The sequence below is a fragment of the Pseudomonas sp. Ors-4-3C genome, assembly GCF_055755035.1.
Map to the genome: position 1 here is coordinate 165,237 of NZ_CM146900.1, position 24,515 is coordinate 189,751.

Sequence of the window (24,515 nt, forward strand, 5' to 3'; positions counted from 1 at the left end):
GCAGACTTCGGTCTGGCCGGTTTCCTATTTTTTCCGGTTTCTCACCTCGCACATAGCTGCCACCCACTTCGCCGCGTGAGAAACGGCAAGTGCTGGCGTTCATTTGCAAAATAGGGTTATCCAATGACTAAGCCTGTCCCCGATCCACCCCCAGAAACAACGCCACTCTCCGAAGCCCTCCACGCCGAAGACCTCGCGAAAAACCGCGAAGCCATCAAACGCGCCCTCGATTTCTACCTCAGCCCCGAATCCGCAAAACCACGTCCACCCAGTTCGATGTTCCTCGTCCATCCGGGCATCGACACGGAAAGCCTGCTGGCCCACGCCTGTGAATCCCTGGCCTCGGCCAACACCATGGCCAGTGATTTCGCCGATCAGCTCAGTCGCCCGCAGCGTAATACGGCGCTGGCGATTCAGCAGATCATCATGTTGGCTGAACTGGCGGTGAATCGGGCGCTGGATCGGGTGGATCCGCAAGGCTGACGACCGCGTTATCGTTCTTCGCGAGCAGGCTCGCTCCCACAGGGGAATGCATTCCAAATTGTAGGAGTGAGCCTGCTCGCGATGGCGGCGGAACATTCACCACAAAATCCAGGCACAAAAAAACCGGCGATCACTTACTGATCGCCGGTTTCTCATTCATCGCACATCAACTCACTGCATCAGCACTTCAATCGAGCCATCGGCGGTCAGGCTGACCTGGCTGGTGCCGGCTTCAACTTCCGGCGTGACCGGTGCCGAATCCGCCATCCCGGCGGCTTTCATCATCATCGGGGCGCGCATGTACGGTTGTGGGTAGCCGTTGCTGTTGAGGTTCAGGTTGACGATTTTGTAGCCCTTGCCGCCCAGTGCATCGGTGGCCAGTTGCGCGCGGGCCTTGAAGGCGCTGACGGCTTCTTTCAGCAACTTGTCTTCGCTGGCCTTGCGGGTCGGCTCGGCGATGGCGAAGTCCATGCCGCCCATTTTCAAGTCGGTCAGCAGTTCGCCGGTGAGTTTGGACAGGGCGGCGAAGTCGGCGCTTTCCAGGCGCAGTTCGGCGCGCTCACGCCAGCCGGTGATTTTCTGACCTTTGGTGTCGTAGATCGGGTAGCTGTTGCGGCTGCCCTGACGCAGGGTGATGTCTTTGACTTGCTTGGCCTGGGCCAGTGCCTTGTTCATGGTGGTGCTGACGTCGGCGGCGAGTTTGGCCGGGTCGGTGTTTTGCTCTTCGGTGTAGAGCGTCACGATCATCAGGTCGCGGGCCACTTCCTGGCTGACTTCGGCGCGCAGGGAAATCTGGTTGTAGTGCAGCTCATCGGCGGCCAGCGCCGGAAGGCTGGCGACGCTGCCGACGGTCAGGGCGAGAAGGGCGGCGCTGCGGCGAAATGTGTGCATGAAAGCTCCTTGATGAGGGCGCAGGTGCTGGATCGGGGGGCCTGCGTGAAACCATCAGACTCTAGCTTTTATGATCCGGTTCGCCCAGTTACAACTTCTATACAGATGGCCGGGATCACCGCAGATCTTGAGTCGAGTGCGCTCTTGTGGCGAGGGAGCTTGCTCCCGCTGGACTGCGAAGCAGTCCCAAACCCGGCAACCGTGATCTGCCAGAAATACTGGAGATACCGGATTTACGACTGCTTCGCAGCCGAGCGGGAGCAAGCTCCCTCGCCACAGGTGATCTCGGGCAGCCATGCGGGGTAGACCAATTTTCCGGCAACGCCATGTGGTCATTTGCCGCACTTTCGCCTCTCAAAGCCGTGGCTTGGTTATACTCCGTGCGATCCGCCTGGAGCGCTCATCAGGAGAGCTCATGCTCGCCCCCGTACAACTGACTTCCGCCACTCGCCAGAACCTCTGGCGGCTGACTTTTATCCGCACCCTGGTGCTCGCCGCGCAGGCCGGCTCCGTAGGCCTGGCCTACTGGCTGCAACTGCTGCCGTTGCCGTGGGTGCAACTGGCGATGACCCTTGGCTGCTCGATTCTGCTGTGTGTGTTCACCGCCGTGCGCCTGCGTACTTCATGGCCGGTGACTGAACTCGAATACGCCCTGCAACTGGCCTGCGATCTGGTGATCCACAGTGCGTTGCTGTATTTCTCCGGCGGTTCGACCAACCCGTTCGTTTCCTATTATCTGGTGCCGCTGACCATCGCGGCGGTGACGCTGCCGTGGCGTTATTCGGTGATTCTGTCGGGTATCGCGCTGGCGCTGTACACCGTGATGCTCACGCGTTTCTACCCGCTGGAAACCCTGCCGGTGGCCCGCGAGAACCTGCAGATCTACGGCATGTGGCTGAGCTTCGCGCTGGCCGCTGCGGTGATCACGTTTTTCGCTGCGCGCATGGCGGAAGAGCTGCGTCGTCAGGAAGAATTGCGCGCGATTCGTCGCGAAGAAGGCCTGCGCGATCAGCAATTGCTGGCTGTCGCCACCCAGGCGGCCGGCGCCGCGCATGAACTCGGCACGCCGCTGGCGACCATGAGTGTGTTGCTCAAGGAGATGCAGCAGGATCATCCCGACGCGATGTTGCAGGACGATCTGAAGGTGCTGCAGGATCAGGTCAAGCTGTGCAAAGAGACCCTGCAACAATTGGTGCGCGCCGCCGAGGCCAACCGCCGTATGGCCGTGGAGATGCAGGACGTCACCCAATGGCTCGACGAAGCGCTGAACCGCTGGCACCTGATGCGTCCGGAAGCCAGTTACCGTTTCCAGCGTCTCGGCCAGGGCAGCGTGCCGCGCATGGCGCCGCCACCGGATCTGACCCAGGCGCTGCTCAACCTGCTGAACAACGCCGCCGACGCCTGCCCGGAAAATCTCCAGGTCACCCTGGACTGGGACGCGGAAACCGTGACCATCAGCATTCGTGACCACGGCGCCGGTGTGCCGCTGGCCATCGCCGAGCAGATCGGCAAACCGTTTTTTACCACCAAGGGCAAAGGTTTCGGCCTGGGCCTGTTTTTGAGCAAGGCCAGCGTGACACGCGCCGGCGGCTCAGTGAAACTCTATAGTCATGAGGAAGGCGGCACGCTCACCGAGCTGCGTCTGCCCCACGGCGCCCGAGGAGACCAACATGAGTGACGAAATCCAAGTCGAAGGCGAAGAACTGCCGCATTTGCTGCTGGTCGACGACGACGCGACCTTCACCCGAGTGATGGCCCGTGCCATGGCCCGTCGTGGCTTTCGCGTCAGCACCGCCGGTTCCGCCGAGGAAGGCCTGACCATCGCCCAGGCCGACCTGCCGGACTACGCCGCGCTCGACCTGAAAATGGACGGCGACTCCGGCCTGGTGCTGCTGCCCAAGCTGCTGGAACTGGACCCGGAAATGCGCGTGGTGATCCTCACCGGTTATTCGAGCATTGCCACCGCGGTCGAAGCGATCAAGCGCGGCGCCTGCAACTACTTGTGCAAACCGGCCGACGCCGACGACGTACTGGCCGCGCTGCTCTCCGAGCACGCCGACCTCGACAGCCTGGTGCCGGAAAACCCGATGTCGGTTGACCGTCTGCAGTGGGAGCACATCCAGCGTGTGCTGACCGAGCACGAAGGCAACATCTCCGCCACTGCCCGCGCCCTGGGCATGCACCGCCGCACCCTGCAGCGCAAACTGCAGAAGCGTCCGGTTCGTCGCTGAACCTGCGCTGAACGGCCATCGCCAGCTCTCGCGATAACGCGCACCGATCAACTATGATCGGTGCGTGTCTGTTCTTTTCTTTATCGAGCCTTTTCCATGAATCAGAACGCTGAATATTCCGCGGTCAACGATGCTGTGCGCGGGCAGTTTTTTCGCAAGGTGTGGGCGATCATCACGCCTTACTGGCGCAGTGAAGAGAAGGGCAAGGCCTGGACGCTGCTGATTGCGGTGATCGCGCTCTCGTTGCTGAGCGTGGGCATCTCGGTGTGGTTCAACACCTGGTACAAGGACTTCTACAACGCCCTGCAAAAGAAGGATGAAGCGGCGTTTTGGCGCTTGATTCTGTACTTTTGCGGCATTGCGGCCGTGGCGATTATCGGCGCAGTGTACAGGCTCTATCTGACCCAGATGCTGACGATTCGCTGGCGCGCCTGGCTCACCGAAAAGCATTTCTCCCGTTGGCTCGCCGACAAGAATTACTACCAGCTGGAGCAGGGCGGTTACACCGACAACCCGGACCAGCGGATTTCCGAAGACCTCAACAACTTCACCTCCAATACCCTTGAACTGGGGATCGGCCTGCTGCGCAATATTGTCAGCCTGGTGTCGTTCTCGATCATTTTGTGGGGCGTGTCGGGCAGTATCGAAGTCTATGGCATCACCATTCCCGGCTACATGTTCTGGTGCGTGCTGGTCTACGCCGTGGTGGGCAGCTGGCTGACGCACCTGATCGGTCGTCGCTTGATCGGCCTGAACAACCAACAACAACGCTTTGAAGCCGACCTGCGTTTTTCCATGGTGCGGATTCGCGAAAATGCCGAGAGCATTGCGTTGTACAACGGCGAGCCGAACGAAAATCGTCGTTTGAGCGGGCGCTTCGGCAATGTCTGGCATAACTTCTGGGACATCATGAAAGTGTCCAAGCGCCTGACGTTCTTCACTGCCGGTTACAGCCAGGCTGCGATCATTTTCCCGTTTATCGTTGCGTCGCCGCGTTACCTCGCCGGCAAGATCGAACTTGGCGAGTTGATGCAGATCAGCTCGGCATTCGGCAACGTCCAGGAGAGCTTCAGCTGGTTCATCAGCGCTTACCAGAGCCTCGCGTCCTGGCGCGCCACCTGTGATCGTCTGCTGAGTTTCCGTCAGGCTATGACCGATAACGAACAGCGCACCCCGGCCATCGACGTGCAGAATCAGGGCCGTGAGTTGAAAGTGCACAACCTCGGTCTGGATCTGGCCGACGGTCGTCACCTGTTGACCAATGCCGACATGACGGTGGAGCCGGGCGAGCGGGTGATGCTCAGCGGCCGCTCCGGCAGCGGTAAATCGACCTTGCTGCGGGCGATGGGGCATTTGTGGCCGGCGGGCCACGGCAACATCCGCTTGCCGGCGGCGCGTTATCTGTTTTTGCCGCAGAAGCCGTATCTGCCGATCGGCACCCTGCGCGAGGCGTTGAGTTATCCACAACCGGGCGACACCTACGCGCCGGAGCGCTACGTCGAGGTGCTGGAAATCTGCCGACTGCCGCATCTGGTCGGCCGACTGGACGAAGCCAATCACTGGCAGCGCATGCTGTCACCGGGTGAACAGCAACGTCTGGCCTTCGCCCGCGCCATGCTTTACGCACCGCAATGGCTGTACATGGACGAAGCGACGTCGGCGATGGATGAAGAAGATGAGGCGACGCTGTATCAGGCGCTGATCGATCAATTGCCGGGGCTGAGCATCGTCAGTGTCGGCCACCGCAGCAGCCTCAAACGCTTCCATCCACGCCATGTGCGCATCGACAGCGGGCATCTGGTGGAGCAGGCCGTGACCGCCTGATCACCACCATTCCCCAGTGGGAGCGGGCTTGCTCGCGAAGGCGTCCATTCAGTCGACAAATCGGTTGCCTGGCGCACCGCCTTCGCGAGCAAGCCCGCTCCCACAGGGGTTACGCGTGGTAAGTGATCGTACAACCCGCCTGCGCTATGATGCCCACCAAGCCGAATTTCGAGACCAGACGTAGACCATGGAAAACCCGATCGACACCCCACGCCTCCCGCGCAAGCGCCGCAGCCTCGCCCAGGAGCTGGTGACGGTGCTGACCGAGCAGATCCGCGACGGTCTGCTCAAGCGCGGCGACAAGCTGCCTACCGAGTCGGCGATCATGCAGGAACATGGCGTCAGCCGCACCGTGGTGCGCGAGGCGATTTCCCGCTTGCAGGCCGCCGGCCAGGTGGAAACCCGCCATGGCATCGGCACCTTTGTGCTGGACACCCCGAGCCCGAGCGGTTTTCGCATCGACCCGGCGACGGTTGTCACCTTGCGTGATGTGCTGGCGATTCTCGAATTGCGCATCAGCCTGGAAGTGGAGTCCGCCGGCCTCGCCGCGCAACGCCGCAGCCCGGAGCAACTGGCGACCATGCGAGCGGCCCTCGATGCGCTGAACGACAGCGTGGCCCACGCCAGCGACGCGGTGGCCTCGGACTTCGCCTTCCATCTGGAAATCGCCCTGTCCACCGGCAACCGCTATTTCACCGACATCATGACCCACCTGGGCACCAGCATCATTCCGCGTACGCGGCTGAATTCTGCGCGCCTTGCGCATGACGATCAGCAGCACTACATGAACCGCCTGAGCCGGGAACACGAGGAAATCTACGAAGCGATTGCCCGTCAGGATGCAGATGCGGCGCGGGCGGCGATGCGTCTGCACTTGACCAACAGCCGCGAGAGACTGCGCCAGGCCCATGAAGAGGCGCAGGCGCAGGGGTGAAAGGTTACAGCTCCAGTTTAATGCTCAGAGGCGGTGATTGCTCAGGCGCCTGATTGAGACGTTTAGTGATGTAGTGGAGATCGGCAGTCGCTTCGGGAGTCAGTTTCTTTTCAAAAACATCTTTGGGGATTGAGAAAGTGATTGGCTTTCCTAACTCGGGCGCAGTCAGTACGTGATGGTCTTGCCACGTGTTACCGGAGGTGGTCACTACATAAAAAGTAATTCGGTCACCGACAGATGCATGAGGGGATGGCGGCACTTCTCCGTGGGCGGCTCCCGTCAGTTTGCCAACATAAAGTTTTCCGTCTTCTGCTTCCCTGAGACTTGGCGCAGCCAAAGCTTTAGCTTGTGCAGTCATGATCAAACTCCGTTTCAATATCCATCAAACCGTTTGAAGGCAAGCTGATTACGGCGTTACCTGGTGGAGCCGGTTCGTTAACTCCTTGAACATTGAAGCCGGAAGCGGATTACGCCGGCACCTGTAAGAAATACCAGTTTCGACGAACGGTAAGCCGCTGATTCATGCAACGACACAGCGCTTTCGCGAGCAAGCCCGCGCCCACTCTGGAATGCATTTCAACTGTGGGAGCGGGCTTGCTCGCGAAGGGGCCCGTGAATTCAGCGCGACAATATCGAACGATCCACCCTCACCGCCAGTTTCGCTTTACCCGGCTTGGCAGTAAACGCCACCTCGCCTGATTGATCCACGACCCCCCGCGCAATCGGCTTGCCATCGGCCAGCAACTCCAGCGGCGCCCCTTGCAGCGATTGCCCCGACGCCAGTTCCAGTTTCAATTTGATCGTCATGCCCATTCTCCTTAATTGACGTTGCCGCTCGGGTGATAGTCCTTGAGCAGCAGGTAGGTGCTCCAGCCCCACCAGTTGTCGACGGTGGCGGTGTCGTTGAGGTTGTTCACATCTTTGCGGCGCAAGACTTTGCCGCCCTCGACGCGGAACAGCGGCGCGAAGTTATTGGAAATATTCAGCAACGCCGTCAGGTCGGGCACGCGTTGCAGTGCGGCGAATGTGGACGGGGCGGGCAGCGTGCCGCTCAAGTAAGCGGCAAACACCTCATCCGCCGAGGCCTGCACCGCCAGATTGACCTGGGTGCGGTTGTCCGCGTCGCTGGCTTCGAAGTAGCGCTTGTCGCCGTACGCGCGCCATTGATCGCCATGGGCGTTACCCACCTTGAGGCCGAATTTGCTGTCCTCGTCGTGCATGAAACGGGTGATCAGTGAACCCAGATCGCTCGGGGTCACCACCGCGGCAAGCTCCTTGCGCGGTACTCGCAAGTGGCCGGATGAGAACAGGTCGGTGAGGAAGTGGTCGGCAAACGCGTTCATCGCGTAGGCGCGCTCCAGTTGCTGTTTATCCTGACTGGCGCGGGCGGCGATGGCGGTTTGCAGGGCGGCGGTGTGACCGGCGATATAGGCCAGTCTCGCCCATTCGCCGAAGTGGTCGGCGTTGTTCGCCGCCAGTTTCAGATAACGCCCGAGCGGGATCAGCGCGGAGACGAAACTGCCGCCACCGGTAATCTTGTTCCACTCTTCGGACAACGTATCTCCCAGTGCATCGTAAGCTTCGTGAGCCGGTTTACCGTCCTGGATCGCTTTTTTAACCGCGTCGATCTCTTTTTGCATGACCGCGAGAATCTGCGTGGCCTCGACGCGCGAGGCCGGCAGTACTGCGAGGGAGTCGAAGGCGGCATTGAACCGGTTCAGTCGATCGGCCGGGGTCGCACCTTCGTTGATCGGTCGATCAACCACGCCGTAGAAATCACCGCCCAGCGCCAGCACCTGACCGTAGGTCAGCGCGAGGCCGTTGGGCAGGTGCAAGGGCACGTTTTGCGCGCGGATCGGTTCAGCGTTTTCAGCAAGGCGCAGCAGGGTGTTGTCGCCGATGGCCGTGTGTTCGCCACCTTCGAAGCGCAGTTTGGGCTTGCCTTTGAGGGTGTTGCCTGGCAGGGCGCTTAGCGGTTCAACATCGCTGTGGGCGTCGGCGATGTGCAACACCAGATGCGGATTGTCGGCGCTGAAGTGGATGCCGTTTTCCGTGAAAAGATCATCGAAACGAGCGATCAGCGGCTTGGGTCTTTCCTGTGGGTTTGGGTGCGGTCCGGACATTTCTTGCTCCTTGATATGCCGTCGGTGGATTTATTTTTAACTGTATAGATATACAGCTTGATCGAGCCTAGACCAGATTTTTCCTACGTCAAGAAGGGATCTTGTCCGACAAAAAGCGTCTGGCAACGATGAAATGCAGTTGACGGTTGTCTTTTAAGTTGTACGATGACCTACAACTTCAGCGCTGGCTGAATCATAAAACTCACAAAAAATGTTGCTACCCAGGGTGTTCGAAAAATGAATCCACAAGAACTGAAGTCCATCCTCTCCGCCGGTCTGTTGTCGTTCCCGGTCACCGATTTCAACGCCCAGGGCGATTTCAACCGCGCCAGCTATATCAAGCGTCTGGAATGGCTGGCTCCGTATGGCGCTTCGGCACTGTTCGCCGCCGGTGGCACCGGTGAGTTCTTCTCCCTGGCAGCCAGCGAATACTCGGAAATCATCAAGACCGCGGTCGACACCTGCGCCACCAGCGTGCCAATTCTGGCCGGTGTCGGCGGTTCGACCCGTCAAGCCATCGAGTACGCTCAGGAAGCCGAGCGTCTGGGCGCCAAAGGCCTGTTGCTGCTGCCGCACTACCTGACCGAAGCCAGCCAGGACGGTGTTGCCGCCCACGTTGAAGCGGTGTGCAAATCGGTGAACATCGGCGTGGTGGTCTACAACCGCAACGTCTGCCGCCTGACCGCGCCACTGCTGGAACGTCTGGCCGAGCGCTGCCCGAACCTGATCGGCTACAAGGACGGTCTGGGCGATATCGAGCTGATGGTGTCGATCCGTCGTCGCCTCGGCGATCGCTTCAGCTACCTCGGCGGCCTGCCGACCGCTGAAGTCTACGCCGCCGCCTACAAGGCGCTGGGCGTGCCGGTTTACTCGTCGGCGGTGTTCAACTTCATCCCGAAAACCGCGATGGACTTCTACCACGCGATTGCCCGCGACGATCACGCCACCGTCGGCAAGATCATCGACGACTTCTTCCTGCCGTACCTCGACATCCGCAACCGCAAAGCCGGTTACGCCGTGAGCATCGTCAAGGCCGGGGCCAAGATTGCCGGCTATGACGCAGGCCCGGTGCGGGCGCCGCTGACCGACCTGACCGGCGAAGAATTCGAAATGCTCGCCGCGCTGATCGACAAGCAAGGCGCGCAATAAACACCGACCCACAAGGCCGCTGAGCAATCAGCGGCTTTTGCGTAGAGAGGAGAATTTTCTGTGGCTGATTCCAAGCGTTACGACAACTACATCAACGGTGAATGGGTCGCCGGTGCCGATTACTCGGCGAACATCAACCCGTCCGAGTTGAGCGACACCATCGGCGACTACGCCAAGGCTGACCTGACTCAGGTTCACGCCGCCATCGATGCCGCCCGTGCCGCGTTCCCGGCGTGGTCGACGTCCGGTATTCAGGCCCGTCACGATGCGCTGGATAAAGTCGGCACGGAAATCCTCGCCCGTCGCGAAGAACTCGGCACCCTGCTGGCCCGGGAGGAGGGCAAGACCCTGCCCGAAGCCATCGGCGAAGTGACCCGCGCCGGCAACATCTTCAAGTTTTTCGCCGGTGAATGCCTGCGTCTGTCCGGCGATTACGTGCCGTCGGTGCGTCCGGGCGTCAACGTCGAAGTGACCCGCGAAGCCCTCGGCGTGGTCGGCCTGATCACCCCGTGGAACTTCCCGATTGCGATCCCGGCATGGAAGATCGCCCCGGCCCTGGCCTACGGCAACTGCGTGGTCTTGAAACCGGCGGACCTGGTGCCGGGCTGCGCCTGGGCGCTGGCGGAAATCATCTCCCGCGCAGGCTTCCCCGCTGGCGTGTTCAACCTGGTGATGGGCAGCGGGCGGGTGGTTGGCGAAGCGCTGGTCAACAGCCCGAAAGTCGATGGCATCAGCTTCACCGGTTCGGTCGGCGTGGGCCGGCAGATCGCGGTCAACTGTGTCTCGCGTCAGGCCAAGGTACAGCTGGAAATGGGCGGCAAAAACCCGCAGATCATTCTCGACGACGCCGATCTCAAGCAAGCGGTCGAGCTGTCGGTGCAGAGCGCGTTTTACTCCACCGGCCAGCGTTGCACGGCGTCGAGCCGCCTGATCGTCACCGCCGGGATTCACGACAAGTTCGTCGAAGCCATGGCCGAGCGCATGCAGTCGATCAAGGTTGGCCATGCGCTGAAATCCGGCACCGACATCGGCCCGGTGGTTTCCCAGGCGCAACTGGAACAGGACCTGAAGTACATCGACATCGGTCAGAGCGAAGGTGCACGTCTGGTCAGCGGTGGTGGTCTGGTGACCTGCGACACCGAAGGCTACTTCCTCGCGCCAACGCTGTTTGCCGACAGCGAGGCGTCGATGCGCATCAGCCGTGAAGAGATTTTCGGTCCGGTGGCCAACATCGTTCGCGTGGCCGATTACGAGGCAGCGCTGGCGATGGCCAACGACACTGAGTTCGGCTTGTCCGCCGGTATCGCCACCACGTCGCTGAAGTACGCCAACCACTTCAAGCGTCATTCGCAGGCCGGGATGGTCATGGTCAACCTGCCGACCGCCGGTGTCGATTACCACGTTCCGTTCGGTGGCCGTAAGGGTTCATCCTATGGCTCACGTGAGCAAGGCCGCTATGCACAAGAGTTCTACACGGTCGTGAAGACCAGCTACATCGGTTCCTGAAGGAACATGCGGTGTCGACCCTGGCACCGCACCCCTGTAGGAGCTGCCGAAGGCTGCGATCTTTTGATCCTGATCTTCAAAGCAAGATCAAAAGATCGCAGCCTGCGGCAGCTCCTACAGGGAATACATGCAGCACAACAGATTCACCCGCGCATAAAAATAATCAGTGGGAGTACATCTACATGCAACCGTCCAAGCCGACTCACGTCCGCTATTTGATCCTGCTCATGTTGTTCCTGGTGACCACGATCAACTACGCCGACCGCGCGACCATCGCCATCGCCGGTTCCAGCCTGCAAAAAGACCTCGGCATCGACGCGGTCACCCTCGGTTATATCTTCTCCGCCTTCGGTTGGGCCTACGTGGCCGGGCAGATCCCCGGTGGCTGGCTGCTCGATCGCTTCGGCTCGAAAAAAGTCTATGCCCTGAGCATCTTCTGCTGGTCGCTGTTCACCGTGCTGCAGGGCTTTGTCGGTGAGTTCGGCATGTCCACGGCGATTGTTGCGCTGTTCATGCTGCGCTTTCTGGTGGGCCTGGCCGAAGCGCCGTCGTTCCCCGGCAACGCTCGAATTGTCGCAGCGTGGTTCCCGACTGCTGAACGTGGCACCGCTTCGGCGATTTTCAACTCGGCGCAATACTTCGCCACGGTGCTGTTCGCGCCGCTGATGGGCTGGATTGTCTATACCTTTGGCTGGGAACACGTGTTCATCGTCATGGGCGGTTTCGGCATTGTCTTCTCGCTGATCTGGCTCAAGGTTATCCACAGCCCGCGCCAGCACCCGATGGCCAACGACGCCGAAGTGCAGTTCATCGCCGACAACGGCGGCATGGTCGACATGGATCAGAAGCAAGGCAAAAAGTCGGACGGGCCGAAGTGGGATTACATTCGCCAGTTGCTGACCAACCGCATGATGCTCGGCGTTTACCTGGGCCAGTACTGCATCAACGGCATCACTTATTTCTTCCTGACCTGGTTCCCGGTGTACCTGGTGCAGGAGCGCGGCATGACCATTCTCAAGGCGGGTTTCATCGCCTCGTTGCCGGCGATCTGCGGCTTCATCGGCGGCGTACTCGGCGGGGTGATTTCCGATTACCTGCTGCGCAAAGGGCACTCGCTGACCTTCGCCCGCAAGGCACCGATCATCGGCGGTCTGCTGGTGTCGAGCAGCATCGTCGCCTGCAATTACGTGGACATCGAATGGATGGTGGTCGGCTTCATGGCCCTGGCGTTCTTCGGCAAAGGCGTGGGTGCGCTGGGCTGGGCAGTGGTTTCCGACACTTCGCCGAAACAGATCGCCGGCCTCAGTGGTGGCTTGTTCAACATGTTCGGCAACATCGCGTCGATCACCACACCGATCGTGATTGGCTACATCATCAGCTCCACCGGTTCGTTCAAGTGGGCACTGGTGTTCGTCGGCGCCAACGCACTGGTCGCGGTGTTCAGCTACCTGGTGATCGTCGGTCCGATCAAACGTGTGGTGCTCAAAGAGCCGCCAACCAACGGTGGTTCTGAAATCACCGGCAAATTGTCTCAAGCGCATTCCTGAGGAGCGGCGTCATGCAGTTGATTGAACATTCCGACTCGCCGCGCTACATCCGCCTGCACGAGCGGGACAACGTAGTGATTGTGGTCAACGACCAGGGCGTAGCGGCCGGCACCGAATTCCCGGACGGTCTGGTGACCGTGGATTTTGTGCCGCAGAGCCACAAGGTCACCCTCGAAGACATTCCCGAGGGCGGTCAGGTGATTCGCTACGGTCAGACCATCGGCTACGCGTTGCAGCCGATTCCACGCGGCAGTTGGGTCAAGGAAGATCAACTGCGCATGCCGACCGCGCCGCCGCTGGACAGCCTGCCGCTGTCCACCGAAGTGCCGGCCGCGCAGGCACCGCTGGAAGGTTTCACCTTTGAGGGTTACCGCAACGCCGACGGCACCGTCGGTACGCGCAACATCCTCGGGATCACCACCACCGTGCAGTGCGTGACCGGTGTGCTCGATCATGCGGTGAAACGCATCAAGGACGAACTGCTGCCGAAATACCCGCACGTCGATGACGTGGTGGCGCTGACCCACAGTTACGGTTGTGGCGTAGCGATCACCGCCACCGATGCCTACATCCCGATCCGCACCGTGCGCAATCTGGCGCGCAACCCGAACCTCGGCGGCGAAGCGTTGGTGATCAGTCTGGGCTGCGAGAAATTGCAGGCCGGACAGGTGATGCACGAGGACGACGCCTCGGTGGATCTCAGCGAGCCGTGGCTCTATCGCTTGCAGGATTCCAGCCACGGTTTTACCGAGATGATCGAGCAGATCATGGCGCTGGCTGAAGTCCGTTTGAAGAAGCTCGACCAGCGCCGCCGCGAAACCGTGCCGGCGTCGGAGCTGATCCTCGGCATGCAGTGCGGCGGCAGCGATGCGTTCTCCGGAATCACCGCCAACCCGGCGCTGGGTTATGCCTCGGACTTGCTGCTGCGCGCAGGAGCGACGGTGATGTTTTCCGAAGTCACCGAAGTGCGCGATGCAATCTATCTGCTGACCTCCCGTGCCGAGACCAAGACCGTGGCGCAGGAACTGGTGCGCGAGATGGACTGGTACGACCGCTATCTGGCCAAGGGCGAAGCGGATCGCAGCGCCAACACCACGCCGGGTAACAAGAAGGGCGGGTTGTCGAACATTGTCGAGAAGTCCCTGGGTTCGATCGTCAAATCCGGTAGCAGCGCGATCAACGGCGTGCTCGGCCCTGGCGAGCGTTTCAAGCGCAAGGGCCTGATCTTCTGCGCAACACCGGCGAGTGATTTTGTCTGCGGCACCTTGCAGTTGGCAGCGGGGATGAACCTGCATGTGTTCACCACCGGGCGTGGCACGCCGTATGGCCTGGCGATGGCGCCGGTGGTCAAGGTCTCGACCCGGACCGAACTGGCGCAGCGCTGGCCGGATCTGATCGACATCGATGCCGGACGGATCGCCACCGGGCGCGCGTCGATCGAGGAGTTGGGGTGGGAGTTGTTCCACTATTACCTGGAGGTGGCGAGCGGCAAGCAGCAGACCTGGGCGGAGAAGCACAAGCTGCATAACGACATCACCCTGTTCAATCCGGCGCCGATTACCTGACCCTGTGGCGAGGGAGCTTGCTCCCGCTGGACTGCAAAGCAGTCCCCTCTATTTGGGGCCGCTTCGCGACCCAGCGGGAGCAAGCTCCCTCGCCACAGGTGTGACCGCTCCCACATTGGATCTGTGGTGTTTCTGTGGGAGCGAGCTTGCTCGCGAAGGCAATCTGACAGACGCCGGAGGACTCGCTGGCTTATCATTAAGCCCTGACGACGCTCACCCAAAGGCTCCCCCGGCATGCTGGCAATCTTCCTCGACACCCTGAATATCACCGCGCCGGTGTTCGCCATGCTGTTCCTCGGGGTGTTGCTCAAGCGTATCGAGTGGATCAACGACAACTTTATCCACACGGCCTCGGCGCTGGTGTTCAACGTGAGCATGCCGGCGCTGCTGTTTCTGGGGATTCTGCATGCGGATCTGCACGCCGCGCTGCAACCGGCGCTGCTGATCTATTTTGCGCTCGCCACGCTGGCGAGTTTTGCCCTGGCCTGGGGTTGGGCGATCATCAAGTGCCCGCGTGAAGATCGCGGCATCTACACCCAGGGTGCGTTTCGCGGCAACAACGGGGTGATTGGTCTGGCGCTGGCGGCGAGCATGTACGGCGACTACGGGATTTCCCTCGGGGCGATTCTCGCGGCGCTGGTGATCCTGTTCTACAACACGCTGTCGACCATCGTGCTCGCGGTGTACAGCCCGGTGATCAAGTCCGATCCGTGGAGCATCTGCAAAAGCGTGTTCAGCAATCCGTTGATCATCAGCGTGATCGCGGCGGCACCGTTTGCCTGGTTCAAGATCAGCCTGCCGGGCTGGCTGGAAACTTCCGGGCAGTATCTGGCACAAACCACCTTGCCGTTGGCGCTGATCTGCATTGGCGGCACGTTGTCACTGGCGGCGCTGCGCAAGAGCGGCAGCATGGCGCTGAGTTCGAGCCTGGTGAAGATGATCGGCCTGCCGCTGCTGGCGACGCTCGGCGCATGGCTGTGGGGTTTTCGCGGAGCGGAGCTGGGTATTCTGTTTCTGTACTTCGGCAGCCCGACGGCGGCAGCCAGTTTCGTCATGGCCCGCGCGGCGCAGGGCAATCATGAGCTGGCGGCGGCGATCATTGTCATGACCACGCTGATGGCGGCGGTGACCACCAATATCGGGATCTTTCTGTTGCAGTGGGGTGGGTGGATCTAGCCTGAGACTCGGGTTGCTCCTGCGGGCCTCTTCGCGAGCAAGCCCGCTCCCACAGGTTTTTGTGTTGTTAATCAGATTTCAACAACACCAAAGAACCCTGTGGGAGCGGGCTTGCTCGCGAAGGCGTCAGTCCTTTCACTCAGGCTTCTGGTAACTGTCGATCACTTCCTGCGCCGCCCGAAACGCATCAATCGCCGCCGGCACACCGGCGTACACCGCGCAATGCAGCAACGCTTCACGAATCTCCTCGACCGTGCAGCCATTGTTCAGCGCACCCCGCACGTGGCCCTTCAATTCCTGCGGACACTTCAACGCGGTCAGCGCGGCGAGGGTGATCAGGCTGCGGGTTTTCAGTGGCAGACCTTCGCGATTCCACACGCCGCCCCAGGCGTGCTCATTGACGAAATCCTGCAACGGCTGAGTAAATTCGGTGGCGTTGCCCAGCGCGCGATCAACGAACGCATCGCCCATTACCTGACGGCGGATTTCAACCCCGGTTTTCTGCGAATCGGTCATGGCACATCCCTCTTGTGGTGTTGGCGGCGCCAGGCGCGTACGGACGTGAACAACAGGAACGCCAGCAGCGTCGGCAGCACGTAAAACAGCATCAGCTTTTCCAGTTTGCCGGCCAGCGGCATGCCGGTGGTGAACGACACCACGTGCAGCCCGTAAGCCAGGTACAAACCGAGCAGCAACAAACCTTCGGCGCGGGTCACGCGGTAGCCGGAATAGAACACCGGCAGGCACAGCGCGGCGACGCCGAGCATCACCGGCAAGTCGAAATCCAGCGCGTTGGGCGAGACCGACAACGGCGTCGGCGCGATCAACGCAGTGATACCGAGCACTCCCAGCAGATTGAACAGGTTGGCGCCGATCACGTTGCCCACGGCGATATCGCGTTGCCCGCGCAGTGCCGCTATCAATGAGGTGGCGAGTTCCGGCAGCGAGGTGCCGACCGCGACCACGGTCAGGCCGATCACCCGCTCGGAGAAGCCCAGATCGGTCGCCACCGCCACGGCGGCGCCGAGCAGCAAATGCCCGGCGAACACCAGCAGCGCCAGCCCGACAGCGATCATCAGCAGACTGCTGAGCCACGGTGCCTGCGGGGTTTGCGGCAATTCCGAATGCGGGCGCGCCGAGTGCCGCGACTGGCGCAGCAGCAAGCCCAGATACAACGCCAGCGCGGCGAGCAGCAGGACGCCGTCGAAGCGGCTGATCTGTTCATTCCAGGCGAGGACGAACACCAGCAGACTGGCGCCGATCATCAGCGGAATATCCAGACGCACCAGCTGTCGCGAAACCCGTAACGGAATGATCAGTGCCGACAGGCCGAGGGTCACGAGGATGTTGAAGATGCTGCTGCCGATCACGCTGCCGACGGCGATGTCGGGATTGTGCGCGAGGGTCGCTTGCAGGCTGACTGCCATCTGCGGGGCACTGCTGCCGAGGGCGACGATGGTCAGGCCGATGATCAGTGGTCGCACATGCAAGCGTGCGGCGAGACGCACGGCGGCGCGCACCATCAGTTCGGCGCCGAGGATCAGCAGTAGCAGGCCACTGAGCAGTTCGATCACGTTGATCAGCGGTAAATCGGCTAGCGCGAAAATGGCGGGTGCTCCATCAGTCGTCGAGGGCCTGCACGCGAACCCGTGCCGTACCGCTGCCGAGCATACCGAGTTGTTCGGCGGCTTCGCGTGAAACATCAATCAGACGGCCACGGGTATGCGGTCCGCGGTCGTTGATGCGCACCACGCAGGATTTGTCATTTTTCAGGTTGGTGACCTTCACCCGCGTACCGAATGGCAGTTGGCGATGGGCGGCGGTCAGGGAATGCTGGTTGAACGCTTCGCCGCTGGCGGTGCGTTTGCCGTGGTGTTGGGCGCCGTAGTAGGAGGCGACCCCGGTCTGGTCGTAACCGTGCGGGTCGATGATGTCGTTGCTGGCGCAACCGGCGAGCAAGGAGAGCAGGGCGCACGCGCCGAGCAGGCGTTTCATTCGAAAGCTCCCAAAATAATTGTGGCGAGGGAGCTTGCTCCCGCTCGGCCGCGAAGCGGTCGCAAAACCGGCAACCGCATTCTTTCTGGAAGAGTGCGGTTGCCGACTTGGGTCTGCTGCGCAGACCAGCGGGAGCAAGCTCCCTCGCCACAGGGGATCAGAGCCAGTAACAAATGCTGGCTCCATTTGTGGTCAGCCTTCGAGCTTGCTTTTCAGCAGTTCGTTCACTTGCTGCGGGTTGGCCTTGCCTTTCGAAGCCTTCATGGCCTGACCGACGAAGAAGCCGAACATCTTGCCGCGTTTGGCTTCGTCTGCCGCGCGGTATTGCTCGACCTGCTCGGCATTGGCCGCGAGCATTTCGTCCAGCACCGCCGAGATGGCGCCGGTGTCGGTCACTTGCTTGAGACCGCGCTTGTCGATGATCTCGTCCGCCGTGCCTTCGCCGTTGGCCATCGCTTCGAACACCACTTTGGCGATCTTGCCGGAGATGGTGTTGTCCTTGATGCGCTGCAGCATGCCGCCCAGCAGCTCGGCGGACACTGGCGACTCGTCGATGTCCAGGCCTTGCTTGTTGAGCAGGCTGCCCAACTCGACCATCACCCAGTTCGCCGCCAGTTTGGCGTCGCCGCCGATGGCGGCGACTTTCTCGAAGTAGTCCGCTTGCTCACGGCTGGTGGCCAGCACGTTGGCGTCGTAGGCCGACAGACCGAACTGGCTCTGGAAGCGCTCGCGTTTTTGCGGTGGCAGTTCCGGCAGGGTGGCACGCACCTCGCCGAGGAACGACTCTTCGATGACCACTGGCAGCAGGTCCGGGTCGGGGAAGTAACGGTAGTCGTTGGCTTCCTCTTTGGAGCGCATCGGACGGGTCTCGTCCTTGTTCGGATCGTACAGACGGGTCTGCTGGATCACTTTGCCGCCGTCTTCGATCAGCTCGATCTGACGCTGGATCTCGGAGTTGATCGCCTTCTCGATGAAGCGGAACGAGTTGACGTTCTTGATCTCGCAGCGGGTGCCGAACTCGACCTGGCCTTTCGGACGTACCGAGACGTTGCAGTCGCAACGCAGCGAACCTTCGGCCATGTTGCCGTCGCAGATGCCCAGGTAACGCACGAGCGCGTGGATCGCCTTGACGTAAGCCACGGCTTCCTTGGCACTGCGCATGTCAGGCTCGGAAACGATTTCCAGCAGCGGCGTGCCGGCACGGTTCAGGTCGATGCCGGTGGCGCCGTTGAATTCTTCGTGCAGGCTCTTGCCGGCGTCTTCTTCCAGGTGCGCGCGGGTGATGCCGACACGTTTGACGGTGCCGTCTTCCAGCGCGATGTCCAGGTGGCCCTTGCCGACGATCGGCAATTCCATCTGGCTGATCTGGTAGCCCTTCGGCAGATCCGGGTAGAAGTAGTTTTTGCGGGCGAACACGTTGTGCTGACCGATCTCGGCGTCAATCGCCAGACCGAACATCACCGCCATGCGCACCGCTTCCTGGTTCAGCACCGGCAATACACCGGGCATGCCCAGGTCGATCAGGCTGGCCTGGGTGTTCGGCTCGGAGCCGAACTGGGTGGAACTACCGGAAAAGATTTTCGACCGGGTAGTGAGCTGAGTGTGAATCTCCAGCCCGATCACGACTTCCCATTGCATGTGTGTCTCCTCAGAAGCCGGTTGGGGTGCGGGTGTGCCAGTCAGTGTTCAACTGATACTGGTGCGCAACATTGAGCAAACGGCCTTCCTGGAAATACGGCGCGAGCAACTGCACGCCAACCGGCAGACCGTCGACAAAACCGGCCGGCATCGACAGGCCCGGCAGGCCCGCGAGGTTGGCGGTGATGGTGTAGACGTCTTCCAGATAGGCAGCGACCGGGTCGCTGTTCTTGGCGCCGAGTTTCCAGGCCGGGTTCGGCGTGGTTGGGCCGAGGATGATGTCGACTTCATTAAAGGCCGCCATGAAGTCGTTCTTCACCAGGCGACGGATCTTCTGCGCTTTCAGGTAGTAGGCGTCGTAGTAACCGGCGGACAGCGCGTAGGCACCGACCATGATCCGGCGCTGCACTTCCGGCCCGAAGCCTTCGCCACGCGAGCGCTTGTACAGGTCGATCAGGTTTTCCGGGTTCTCGCAGCGATGGCCGAAACGCACGCCGTCGAAACGCGACAGGTTCGAGGAGGCCTCGGCCGGGGCGATCACGTAGTACGCAGGAATCGCGTGCTGCATGTTCGGCAGGCTGATTTCCTTGATCACGGCACCGAGCTTCTGCAGCTCTTTGATGCTGTTCTGGATCAGTTCGGCGATACGCGGGTCGAGACCGGCGCTGAAGTATTCCTTCGGCACGCCGATGCGCAGGCCCTGCAGCGAAGTGTTGAGGCTGGCGGAGTAATCCGGAACCGGCTCATCGATGCTGGTGGAGTCGTTCTGATCGAACCCGGCCATACCTTGCAACAAAATCGCGCAGTCTTCGGCAGTGCGCGCCAACGGGCCGCCCTGATCGAGGCTGGAGGCGTAAGCGATCATGCCCCAGCGCGAAACGCGACCGTAGGTCGGTTTCAGGCCGGTGAGGTTGGTAAATGCAGCGGGCTGACGAATCGAACCACCGGTGTCGGTGGCCGTGGCCGCCGGCAACAGACGAGCGGCAACTGCCGCTGCCGAACCACCGGACGAACCGCCCGGGACGTGTTCTAGGTTCCACGGGTTTTTCACCGCGCCGTACCAGCTCGACTCGTTGGCCGAACCCATGGCGAATTCGTCCATGTTGGTCTTGCCCAGCGTCACGGCACCGGCAGCGGCCAGTTTCGCGACCACGGTGGCGTCGTACGGGGCCTTGAAGTTGTCGAGCATCTTCGAGCCGCAGCTGGTGCGGATGCCCTGGGTGCAGAACAGGTCCTTGTGGGCGATCGGCGCGCCGAGCAGGGCGCCGCTCTCACCGTTGGCCCGGCGCGCGTCGGCGGCTTTCGCCTGCTCGAGTGCCAGCTCTTCGGTGAGGCTGATGAAACTGTTGAGCTGCGGATCGAGCTGCGTAATACGCGCCAGCAGGACTTTGGTCAGCTCTTCGGAGGAAAACTTTTTATCGGCGAGACCGCGGGCGATCTCGGCCAGAGTCATTTGATGCATTGCAGGCTCTTTCCCTTTAGTCGATGACTTTCGGAACCAGATACAGGCCGTTTTCGACCGCTGGTGCGATGGACTGATAGGCTTCGCGGTGATTGGTCTCGGTCACGACGTCGGCGCGCATGCGCTGACTGGCTTCCAGCGGGTGGGCCAAAGGCTCGATACCGTCGGTATCGACGGCCTGCATTTCGTCGACCAGCCCGAGAATGCTGTTGAGGGCGGAAGTAATGTGCGGAAGATCGGCATCATTCAGGCCAAGGCAGGCCAGATGAGCGATTTTTTCCACGTCGGAGCGTTCTAGCGCCATCGGGATTCTCCAGTGGAAAACAGAACGGACGGCGTCCGTGTGTTAGATTGTCGGAACACTACCGCACTTCTACGGTCATAAGGCCGCGATTGTGGGGCTTGGTGCACAGAAAAGCGGCCAATTTAACATATTGGCGCCTTGCCCAAAATCCCTGTCGTTGTTAGAGTTTGCCGCACTTTTTTACCCACGCGTTGCCTAGGGTCCCTTTCCCATGTTCAAGAAACTGCGTGGCATGTTTTCCAGCGATCTTTCCATTGACCTGGGCACTGCCAACACCCTTATTTACGTGCGCGAGCGCGGTATCGTCCTGAATGAGCCATCGGTTGTGGCCATTCGGACACACGGTAACCAGAAAAGTGTCGTAGCTGTCGGCACCGAAGCCAAGCGCATGCTCGGTCGTACGCCGGGCAACATTGCTGCCATTCGTCCGATGAAGGACGGCGTGATCGCCGACTTCAGCGTCTGCGAAAAGATGCTGCAATACTTTATCAACAAGGTTCACGAAAACAGCTTTCTGCAGCCCAGCCCTCGTGTGCTGATCTGCGTTCCATGCAAATCCACCCAGGTCGAGCGTCGTGCCATCCGTGAATCGGCCCTTGGTGCCGGTGCCCGTGAAGTGTTCCTGATCGAAGAGCCAATGGCTGCTGCGATCGGTGCCGGCCTGCCGGTTGAAGAAGCACGCGGTTCGATGGTCGTCGATATCGGTGGTGGTACCACTGAAATCGCGCTGATCTCCCTGAACGGTGTGGTCTATGCCGAATCCGTCCGCGTCGGCGGCGACCGCTTCGACGAAGCGATCATCACCTACGTGCGCCGCAACTACGGCAGCCTGATCGGTGAATCGACGGCCGAGCGCATCAAGCAGGAAATCGGTACGGCTTACCCGGGCGGCGAAGTGCGCGAAGTCGACGTTCGCGGTCGCAACCTGGCCGAAGGCGTTCCACGCGCATTCACCCTGAACTCCAACGAAGTGCTGGAAGCTCTGCAAGAGTCGCTGGCTACTATCGTTCAGGCGGTGAAAAGCGCGCTGGAGCAATCGCCGCCGGAACTGGCTTCCGACATCGCCGAGCGTGGCCTGGTGCTGACCGGTGGTGGCGCGCTGCTGCGTGACCTCGACAAGCTGCTGGCTCAGGAAACCGGTCTGCCGGTGATCGTTGCCGAAGATCCGCTGACCTGTGTTGCTCGCGGCGGTGGCCGTGCATTGGAAATGATGGACAAGCACACCATGGACCTGCTCTCCAGCGAATAAGCGCTGGGTTGCAATACGTGGGTGAGCGCACAGGCAGCACTTTGCAGTGCTGCCTGTTGGCGTTTATCTTCTGTCAGTCTTCATCCAGGCCGGTTTGATGCCGTATGAATAAACAGAACATTTGCCTGGGAGGAGCGGCTTATTAAACCGCTTTTCGCCAAAGGCCCTTCGTTGGGTGTGCGCCTGTTGGTGTTGGCCGTGCTGTCGGTCGCGCTGATGGTGGTCGATGCCCGCTTCGACCTGCTCAAACCCGCGCGCAAACAAGCGTCGCTGGTGTTGATGGACGCCTACTGGATCACCGACCTGCCCGGACGGCTGTGGGAAGGGGTCGCCAGTCAGTTCGGCAGTCGCACCGAGCTTGTCGCCGAAAACGAAAAACTCAAGACCGAAAACCTGCTGTTGCAGGGCCGCATGCAGAAGCTTGCCGCCCTCACCGAGCAGAACGTGCGGCTGCGCGAGTTGCTCAATTCCTCTGCACTGGTCAACGAAAAGGTCGAAGTGGCCGAGTTGATCGGTATGGACCCCAATCCCTTCACCCATCGCATCATCATCAATAAAGGTGAGCGCGATGGCGTCGTGCTCGGTCAGCCGGTGCTCGATGCACGCGGTCTGATGGGCCAGGTGGTCGAGTTGATGCCGTACACCTCCCGTGTGCTGCTGCTGACCGACACCACTCACAGCATTCCTGTACAGGTGAACCGTAACGGTCTGCGGGCGATTGCCAGCGGCACCGGCAATCCGGAACGCCTGGAACTGCGGCACGTTGCCGACACCGCCGACATCAAGGAAGGCGACCTGCTGGTCAGCTCCGGCCTCGGTCAGCGCTTCCCGGCCGGTTATCCGGTGGCGACGGTCAAGGAAGTCATCCACGATTCCGGCCAGCCTTTCGCGATTGTCCGCGCGGTGCCGACCGCTGCGCTGAACCGCAGCCGTTATCTGCTGCTGGTGTTCAGCGACAACCGCACCGCCGAAGAACGCGCCAACGATGCGGCGCAGGCCCAGGAAAATCTTGATGCGCAGGGCGGTGGCCCGGTGCTTCCGGCCACAGTGCCGAAAATCGTCAACAGCCCGGCTGCCGCTGCAGCAACAACCGCCCCCGCAGCACCTGCCGCCGCGGCCAGCACTACGCCGGCCAAACCGGTAGCGAGCAAACCGCCTGCGACCAAGCCTGCGGCAGCGAGTAAACCGCCGGCGTCCCAGCCTGCTGCGCGTCCGGCGGCGAAACCGCCGGTCACCGCGCCGGCCAATACCGGGAGACAAGAATAATGGTTGGGGCTACTGCTTCCCGTAACGGCTGGATGGTCTGGCTGACATTTCTCATCGGTCTGCTGCTCAGCGTGTCGCCGATGCCGCAATTCATGGAAATCCTGCGTCCGCTCTGGCTGGCGCTGCTGCTGGCATTCTGGGCGTTGGCCTTGCCGCAAACCGTGGGCATGGTCACGGCGTTTTGCCTGGGGTTGGCCGAAGACGTGCTGTACGGCACGCTGCTTGGCCAGAACGCCTTGATCCTGACCCTGATCACCTTCCTGGTGCTGTCCTTGCAGCAACGCCTGCGGATGTTCCCGATGTGGCAGCAATGTCTGGTGATCCTGGTGATCTTCGGCCTCGCTCAGTTGGTTCAATTGTGGCTGAGTGCCCTGACCGGCAACCGCCAGCCAACTCTGGCGCTGGTGCTGCCAGCCTTGACCAGCGCCTTGCTCTGGCCTTGGGTCAGCTTTGCTTTGCGTGGATTGCGCCGCCGCTACAAAATCAACTGATTCGGTCAGGCATGTGCCCGCACCTCGACAAGGGAGATGTCTTGATGAAGCCGCTTTACCTCGCCTCTGGTTCGCCGCGTCGGCGTGAGTTGCTCACGCAGATCGGCGTGCCGTTCGCCGCCATCAGTGCGGACATCGATGAAACCCCGCTTCCCGAAGAATTGCCCTCGGCCTATGTCGAACGCCTCGCGCGTGGCAAGGCCGAGGCCGGTCGACGCACGCGGGTGTCCGACGCGGCGTTTTGCGTTCTGGGCGCGGACACCGCGGTGGTGCTCGACGGCAAAATTCTTGGCAAACCGGTGGACGAAGCCGACGCATGCGCCATGCTGATGATGTTGTCCGGCAAGGAGCATGAAGTGCTGACCGCCGTCGCGGTGCTGGAAGGCCAGCGTTGCGAGTCGCGAGTGGTGCGCAGTCTGGTGCGGTTCCGCTCGATCAGCCGTGAAGAAGCGGCGGCCTACTGGGCCAGCGGTGAACCTCGGGACAAGGCCGGCGGTTATGGCATTCAGGGCCTCGGCGCGGTGTTTGTCGCCGGGCTCAATGGCAGCTATTCGGCGGTGGTCGGGCTGCCGGTTTGCGAAACCGCAGAACTGTTGGGCCATTTCGGCATACCCTGTTGGCAAAACCTGAACGCGCAATGAGCGTCGTACGAATCAAGATGCGGCCATTATCGTGAACATG

24 protein-coding genes are annotated in these 24,515 nt (G+C 61.1%); 14 read left to right on the forward strand and 10 right to left on the reverse strand.

Annotation, left to right across the window (positions count from 1 at the left end):
- Positions 1-123: 123 nt before the first annotated feature.
- Positions 124-483, forward strand: a complete 360-nt coding sequence (locus ACVHNU_RS00685; protein ID WP_473018802.1) for a DUF6124 family protein — start codon at positions 124-126, stop codon at positions 481-483.
- Positions 484-654: 171 nt separating this feature from the next.
- Here the strand turns inward: ACVHNU_RS00685 and ACVHNU_RS00690 are convergent, their stop codons facing one another.
- Positions 655-1,374 (reverse strand): SIMPL domain-containing protein, encoded by a 720-nt coding sequence (locus ACVHNU_RS00690; protein ID WP_003221624.1) that lies wholly within the window; start codon positions 1,372-1,374, stop codon positions 655-657.
- Positions 1,375-1,789: 415 nt separating this feature from the next.
- Here ACVHNU_RS00690 and ACVHNU_RS00695 point away from each other — a divergent pair, with 415 nt between their 5' ends.
- From ACVHNU_RS00695 to ACVHNU_RS00710, 4 genes are all read left to right on the forward strand, one after another.
- The gene (locus ACVHNU_RS00695; protein WP_003221626.1) at positions 1,790-3,052 is read left to right on the forward strand and encodes an ATP-binding protein; all 1,263 of its coding nucleotides are present in this window, start codon (positions 1,790-1,792) and stop codon (positions 3,050-3,052) included.
- Positions 3,045-3,605: a response regulator transcription factor gene (locus ACVHNU_RS00700; RefSeq protein WP_003221630.1), complete on the forward strand. Its 561-nt coding sequence runs from the start codon at positions 3,045-3,047 to the stop codon at positions 3,603-3,605. The genes ACVHNU_RS00695 and ACVHNU_RS00700 overlap by 8 nt, the downstream gene beginning before the upstream one ends.
- 96 nt (positions 3,606-3,701) lie before the next feature.
- Positions 3,702-5,429, forward strand: a complete 1,728-nt coding sequence (locus ACVHNU_RS00705; RefSeq protein ID WP_473018803.1) for an ABC transporter ATP-binding protein/permease — start codon at positions 3,702-3,704, stop codon at positions 5,427-5,429.
- A 187-nt stretch (positions 5,430-5,616) separates the two neighbouring features.
- Positions 5,617-6,363: a FadR/GntR family transcriptional regulator gene (locus tag ACVHNU_RS00710; protein ID WP_103485926.1), complete on the forward strand. Its 747-nt coding sequence runs from the start codon at positions 5,617-5,619 to the stop codon at positions 6,361-6,363.
- A 4-nt stretch (positions 6,364-6,367) separates the two neighbouring features.
- Here ACVHNU_RS00710 and ACVHNU_RS00715 read toward each other — a convergent pair whose 3' ends face one another.
- The 3 genes from ACVHNU_RS00715 to ACVHNU_RS00725 form a co-directional block, all read right to left on the reverse strand.
- Entirely contained in the window at positions 6,368-6,721 is a 354-nt protein-coding gene (locus tag ACVHNU_RS00715) for a hypothetical protein (protein WP_262143677.1), read from the reverse strand.
- A gap of 260 nt (positions 6,722-6,981) precedes the next feature.
- Positions 6,982-7,170, reverse strand: coding sequence for a hypothetical protein (locus ACVHNU_RS00720; RefSeq protein WP_473018804.1), 189 nt, complete (start codon positions 7,168-7,170; stop codon positions 6,982-6,984).
- A gap of 11 nt (positions 7,171-7,181) precedes the next feature.
- A complete protein-coding gene (locus ACVHNU_RS00725; RefSeq protein WP_473018805.1) occupies positions 7,182-8,486 on the reverse strand; it encodes a phospholipase in 1,305 nt (434 codons plus the stop codon).
- A 237-nt stretch (positions 8,487-8,723) separates the two neighbouring features.
- On the opposite strand from ACVHNU_RS00725, the gene kdgD reads away from it, so the two are divergent.
- The 5 genes from kdgD to ACVHNU_RS00750 all read left to right on the forward strand — a co-directional run bounded on the left by kdgD (position 8,724) and on the right by ACVHNU_RS00750 (position 15,429).
- A complete protein-coding gene (gene kdgD / locus ACVHNU_RS00730) occupies positions 8,724-9,635 on the forward strand; it encodes a 5-dehydro-4-deoxyglucarate dehydratase (protein ID WP_003221638.1) in 912 nt (303 codons plus the stop codon).
- 60 nt (positions 9,636-9,695) lie between these two features.
- Entirely contained in the window at positions 9,696-11,141 is a 1,446-nt protein-coding gene (locus tag ACVHNU_RS00735; protein WP_473018806.1) for an aldehyde dehydrogenase family protein, read from the forward strand.
- 182 nt (positions 11,142-11,323) lie between these two features.
- Entirely contained in the window at positions 11,324-12,688 is a 1,365-nt protein-coding gene (locus ACVHNU_RS00740; protein ID WP_003221643.1) for an MFS transporter, read from the forward strand.
- 11 nt (positions 12,689-12,699) lie between these two features.
- A complete protein-coding gene (gene garD, locus ACVHNU_RS00745) occupies positions 12,700-14,253 on the forward strand; it encodes a galactarate dehydratase (protein WP_473018807.1) in 1,554 nt (517 codons plus the stop codon).
- Between the two features lie 234 nt (positions 14,254-14,487).
- Positions 14,488-15,429: an AEC family transporter gene (locus tag ACVHNU_RS00750; protein ID WP_003221646.1), complete on the forward strand. Its 942-nt coding sequence runs from the start codon at positions 14,488-14,490 to the stop codon at positions 15,427-15,429.
- 135 nt (positions 15,430-15,564) lie between these two features.
- Here ACVHNU_RS00750 and ACVHNU_RS00755 read toward each other — a convergent pair whose 3' ends face one another.
- The 6 genes from ACVHNU_RS00755 to gatC form a co-directional block, all read right to left on the reverse strand.
- The gene (locus ACVHNU_RS00755; RefSeq protein WP_003221648.1) at positions 15,565-15,945 is read right to left on the reverse strand and encodes a carboxymuconolactone decarboxylase family protein; all 381 of its coding nucleotides are present in this window, start codon (positions 15,943-15,945) and stop codon (positions 15,565-15,567) included.
- The gene (locus ACVHNU_RS00760) at positions 15,942-17,003 is read right to left on the reverse strand and encodes a calcium/sodium antiporter (RefSeq protein WP_003221649.1); all 1,062 of its coding nucleotides are present in this window, start codon (positions 17,001-17,003) and stop codon (positions 15,942-15,944) included. Before ACVHNU_RS00760 ends, ACVHNU_RS00755 begins: the two co-directional genes overlap by 4 nt.
- Positions 17,004-17,049: 46 nt before the next feature.
- Complete coding sequence (locus tag ACVHNU_RS00765; protein WP_003221651.1) at positions 17,050-17,424, reverse strand: septal ring lytic transglycosylase RlpA family protein; 375 nt, start codon at positions 17,422-17,424, stop codon at positions 17,050-17,052.
- Positions 17,425-17,616: 192 nt separating this feature from the next.
- Complete coding sequence (gene gatB / locus ACVHNU_RS00770) at positions 17,617-19,062, reverse strand: Asp-tRNA(Asn)/Glu-tRNA(Gln) amidotransferase subunit GatB (protein WP_003221653.1); 1,446 nt, start codon at positions 19,060-19,062, stop codon at positions 17,617-17,619.
- 10 nt (positions 19,063-19,072) lie between these two features.
- Entirely contained in the window at positions 19,073-20,524 is a 1,452-nt protein-coding gene (gatA, locus tag ACVHNU_RS00775; RefSeq protein ID WP_097090387.1) for an Asp-tRNA(Asn)/Glu-tRNA(Gln) amidotransferase subunit GatA, read from the reverse strand.
- A gap of 16 nt (positions 20,525-20,540) precedes the next feature.
- Entirely contained in the window at positions 20,541-20,828 is a 288-nt protein-coding gene (gatC, locus tag ACVHNU_RS00780) for an Asp-tRNA(Asn)/Glu-tRNA(Gln) amidotransferase subunit GatC (RefSeq protein WP_473018808.1), read from the reverse strand.
- Between the two features lie 211 nt (positions 20,829-21,039).
- Between gatC and mreB the strand changes: the two genes are divergently transcribed.
- The 4 genes from mreB to ACVHNU_RS00800 all read left to right on the forward strand — a co-directional run bounded on the left by mreB (position 21,040) and on the right by ACVHNU_RS00800 (position 24,475).
- Positions 21,040-22,077 (forward strand): rod shape-determining protein MreB, encoded by a 1,038-nt coding sequence (gene mreB, locus ACVHNU_RS00785; protein WP_002555108.1) that lies wholly within the window; start codon positions 21,040-21,042, stop codon positions 22,075-22,077.
- 141 nt (positions 22,078-22,218) lie between these two features.
- Positions 22,219-23,343, forward strand: coding sequence for a rod shape-determining protein MreC (gene mreC, locus ACVHNU_RS00790; RefSeq protein WP_080593219.1), 1,125 nt, complete (start codon positions 22,219-22,221; stop codon positions 23,341-23,343).
- The gene (mreD, locus tag ACVHNU_RS00795) at positions 23,343-23,834 is read left to right on the forward strand and encodes a rod shape-determining protein MreD (RefSeq protein WP_003221660.1); all 492 of its coding nucleotides are present in this window, start codon (positions 23,343-23,345) and stop codon (positions 23,832-23,834) included. The genes mreC and mreD overlap by 1 nt, the downstream gene beginning before the upstream one ends.
- Positions 23,835-23,878: 44 nt before the next feature.
- On the forward strand, positions 23,879-24,475 hold the full coding sequence (locus tag ACVHNU_RS00800; protein WP_473018809.1) for a Maf family protein: 597 nt from the start codon (positions 23,879-23,881) through the stop codon (positions 24,473-24,475).
- The last annotated feature ends 40 nt before the right edge of the window (positions 24,476-24,515 follow it).

Coding starts and splice junctions, on each gene's coding strand:
- ACVHNU_RS00755 (WP_003221648.1), bottom strand. CDS start 15,945: ATGACCGATTCGCAGAAAACCGGGGTTGAAATCCGCCGTCAGGTAATG.
- mreB (WP_002555108.1), top strand. CDS start 21,040: ATGTTCAAGAAACTGCGTGGCATGTTTTCCAGCGATCTTTCCATTGAC.
- ACVHNU_RS00685 (WP_473018802.1), top strand. CDS start 124: ATGACTAAGCCTGTCCCCGATCCACCCCCAGAAACAACGCCACTCTCC.
- gatB (WP_003221653.1), bottom strand. CDS start 19,062: ATGCAATGGGAAGTCGTGATCGGGCTGGAGATTCACACTCAGCTCACT.
- ACVHNU_RS00690 (WP_003221624.1), bottom strand. CDS start 1,374: ATGCACACATTTCGCCGCAGCGCCGCCCTTCTCGCCCTGACCGTCGGC.
- ACVHNU_RS00695 (WP_003221626.1), top strand. CDS start 1,790: ATGCTCGCCCCCGTACAACTGACTTCCGCCACTCGCCAGAACCTCTGG.
- ACVHNU_RS00740 (WP_003221643.1), top strand. CDS start 11,324: ATGCAACCGTCCAAGCCGACTCACGTCCGCTATTTGATCCTGCTCATG.
- gatC (WP_473018808.1), bottom strand. CDS start 20,828: ATGGCGCTAGAACGCTCCGACGTGGAAAAAATCGCTCATCTGGCCTGC.
- ACVHNU_RS00715 (WP_262143677.1), bottom strand. CDS start 6,721: ATGACTGCACAAGCTAAAGCTTTGGCTGCGCCAAGTCTCAGGGAAGCA.
- kdgD (WP_003221638.1), top strand. CDS start 8,724: ATGAATCCACAAGAACTGAAGTCCATCCTCTCCGCCGGTCTGTTGTCG.
- gatA (WP_097090387.1), bottom strand. CDS start 20,524: ATGCATCAAATGACTCTGGCCGAGATCGCCCGCGGTCTCGCCGATAAA.
- ACVHNU_RS00725 (WP_473018805.1), bottom strand. CDS start 8,486: ATGTCCGGACCGCACCCAAACCCACAGGAAAGACCCAAGCCGCTGATC.
- mreD (WP_003221660.1), top strand. CDS start 23,343: ATGGTTGGGGCTACTGCTTCCCGTAACGGCTGGATGGTCTGGCTGACA.
- garD (WP_473018807.1), top strand. CDS start 12,700: ATGCAGTTGATTGAACATTCCGACTCGCCGCGCTACATCCGCCTGCAC.
- ACVHNU_RS00750 (WP_003221646.1), top strand. CDS start 14,488: ATGCTGGCAATCTTCCTCGACACCCTGAATATCACCGCGCCGGTGTTC.
- ACVHNU_RS00800 (WP_473018809.1), top strand. CDS start 23,879: ATGAAGCCGCTTTACCTCGCCTCTGGTTCGCCGCGTCGGCGTGAGTTG.
- ACVHNU_RS00710 (WP_103485926.1), top strand. CDS start 5,617: ATGGAAAACCCGATCGACACCCCACGCCTCCCGCGCAAGCGCCGCAGC.
- ACVHNU_RS00720 (WP_473018804.1), bottom strand. CDS start 7,170: ATGACGATCAAATTGAAACTGGAACTGGCGTCGGGGCAATCGCTGCAA.
- ACVHNU_RS00700 (WP_003221630.1), top strand. CDS start 3,045: ATGAGTGACGAAATCCAAGTCGAAGGCGAAGAACTGCCGCATTTGCTG.
- ACVHNU_RS00705 (WP_473018803.1), top strand. CDS start 3,702: ATGAATCAGAACGCTGAATATTCCGCGGTCAACGATGCTGTGCGCGGG.
- ACVHNU_RS00765 (WP_003221651.1), bottom strand. CDS start 17,424: ATGAAACGCCTGCTCGGCGCGTGCGCCCTGCTCTCCTTGCTCGCCGGT.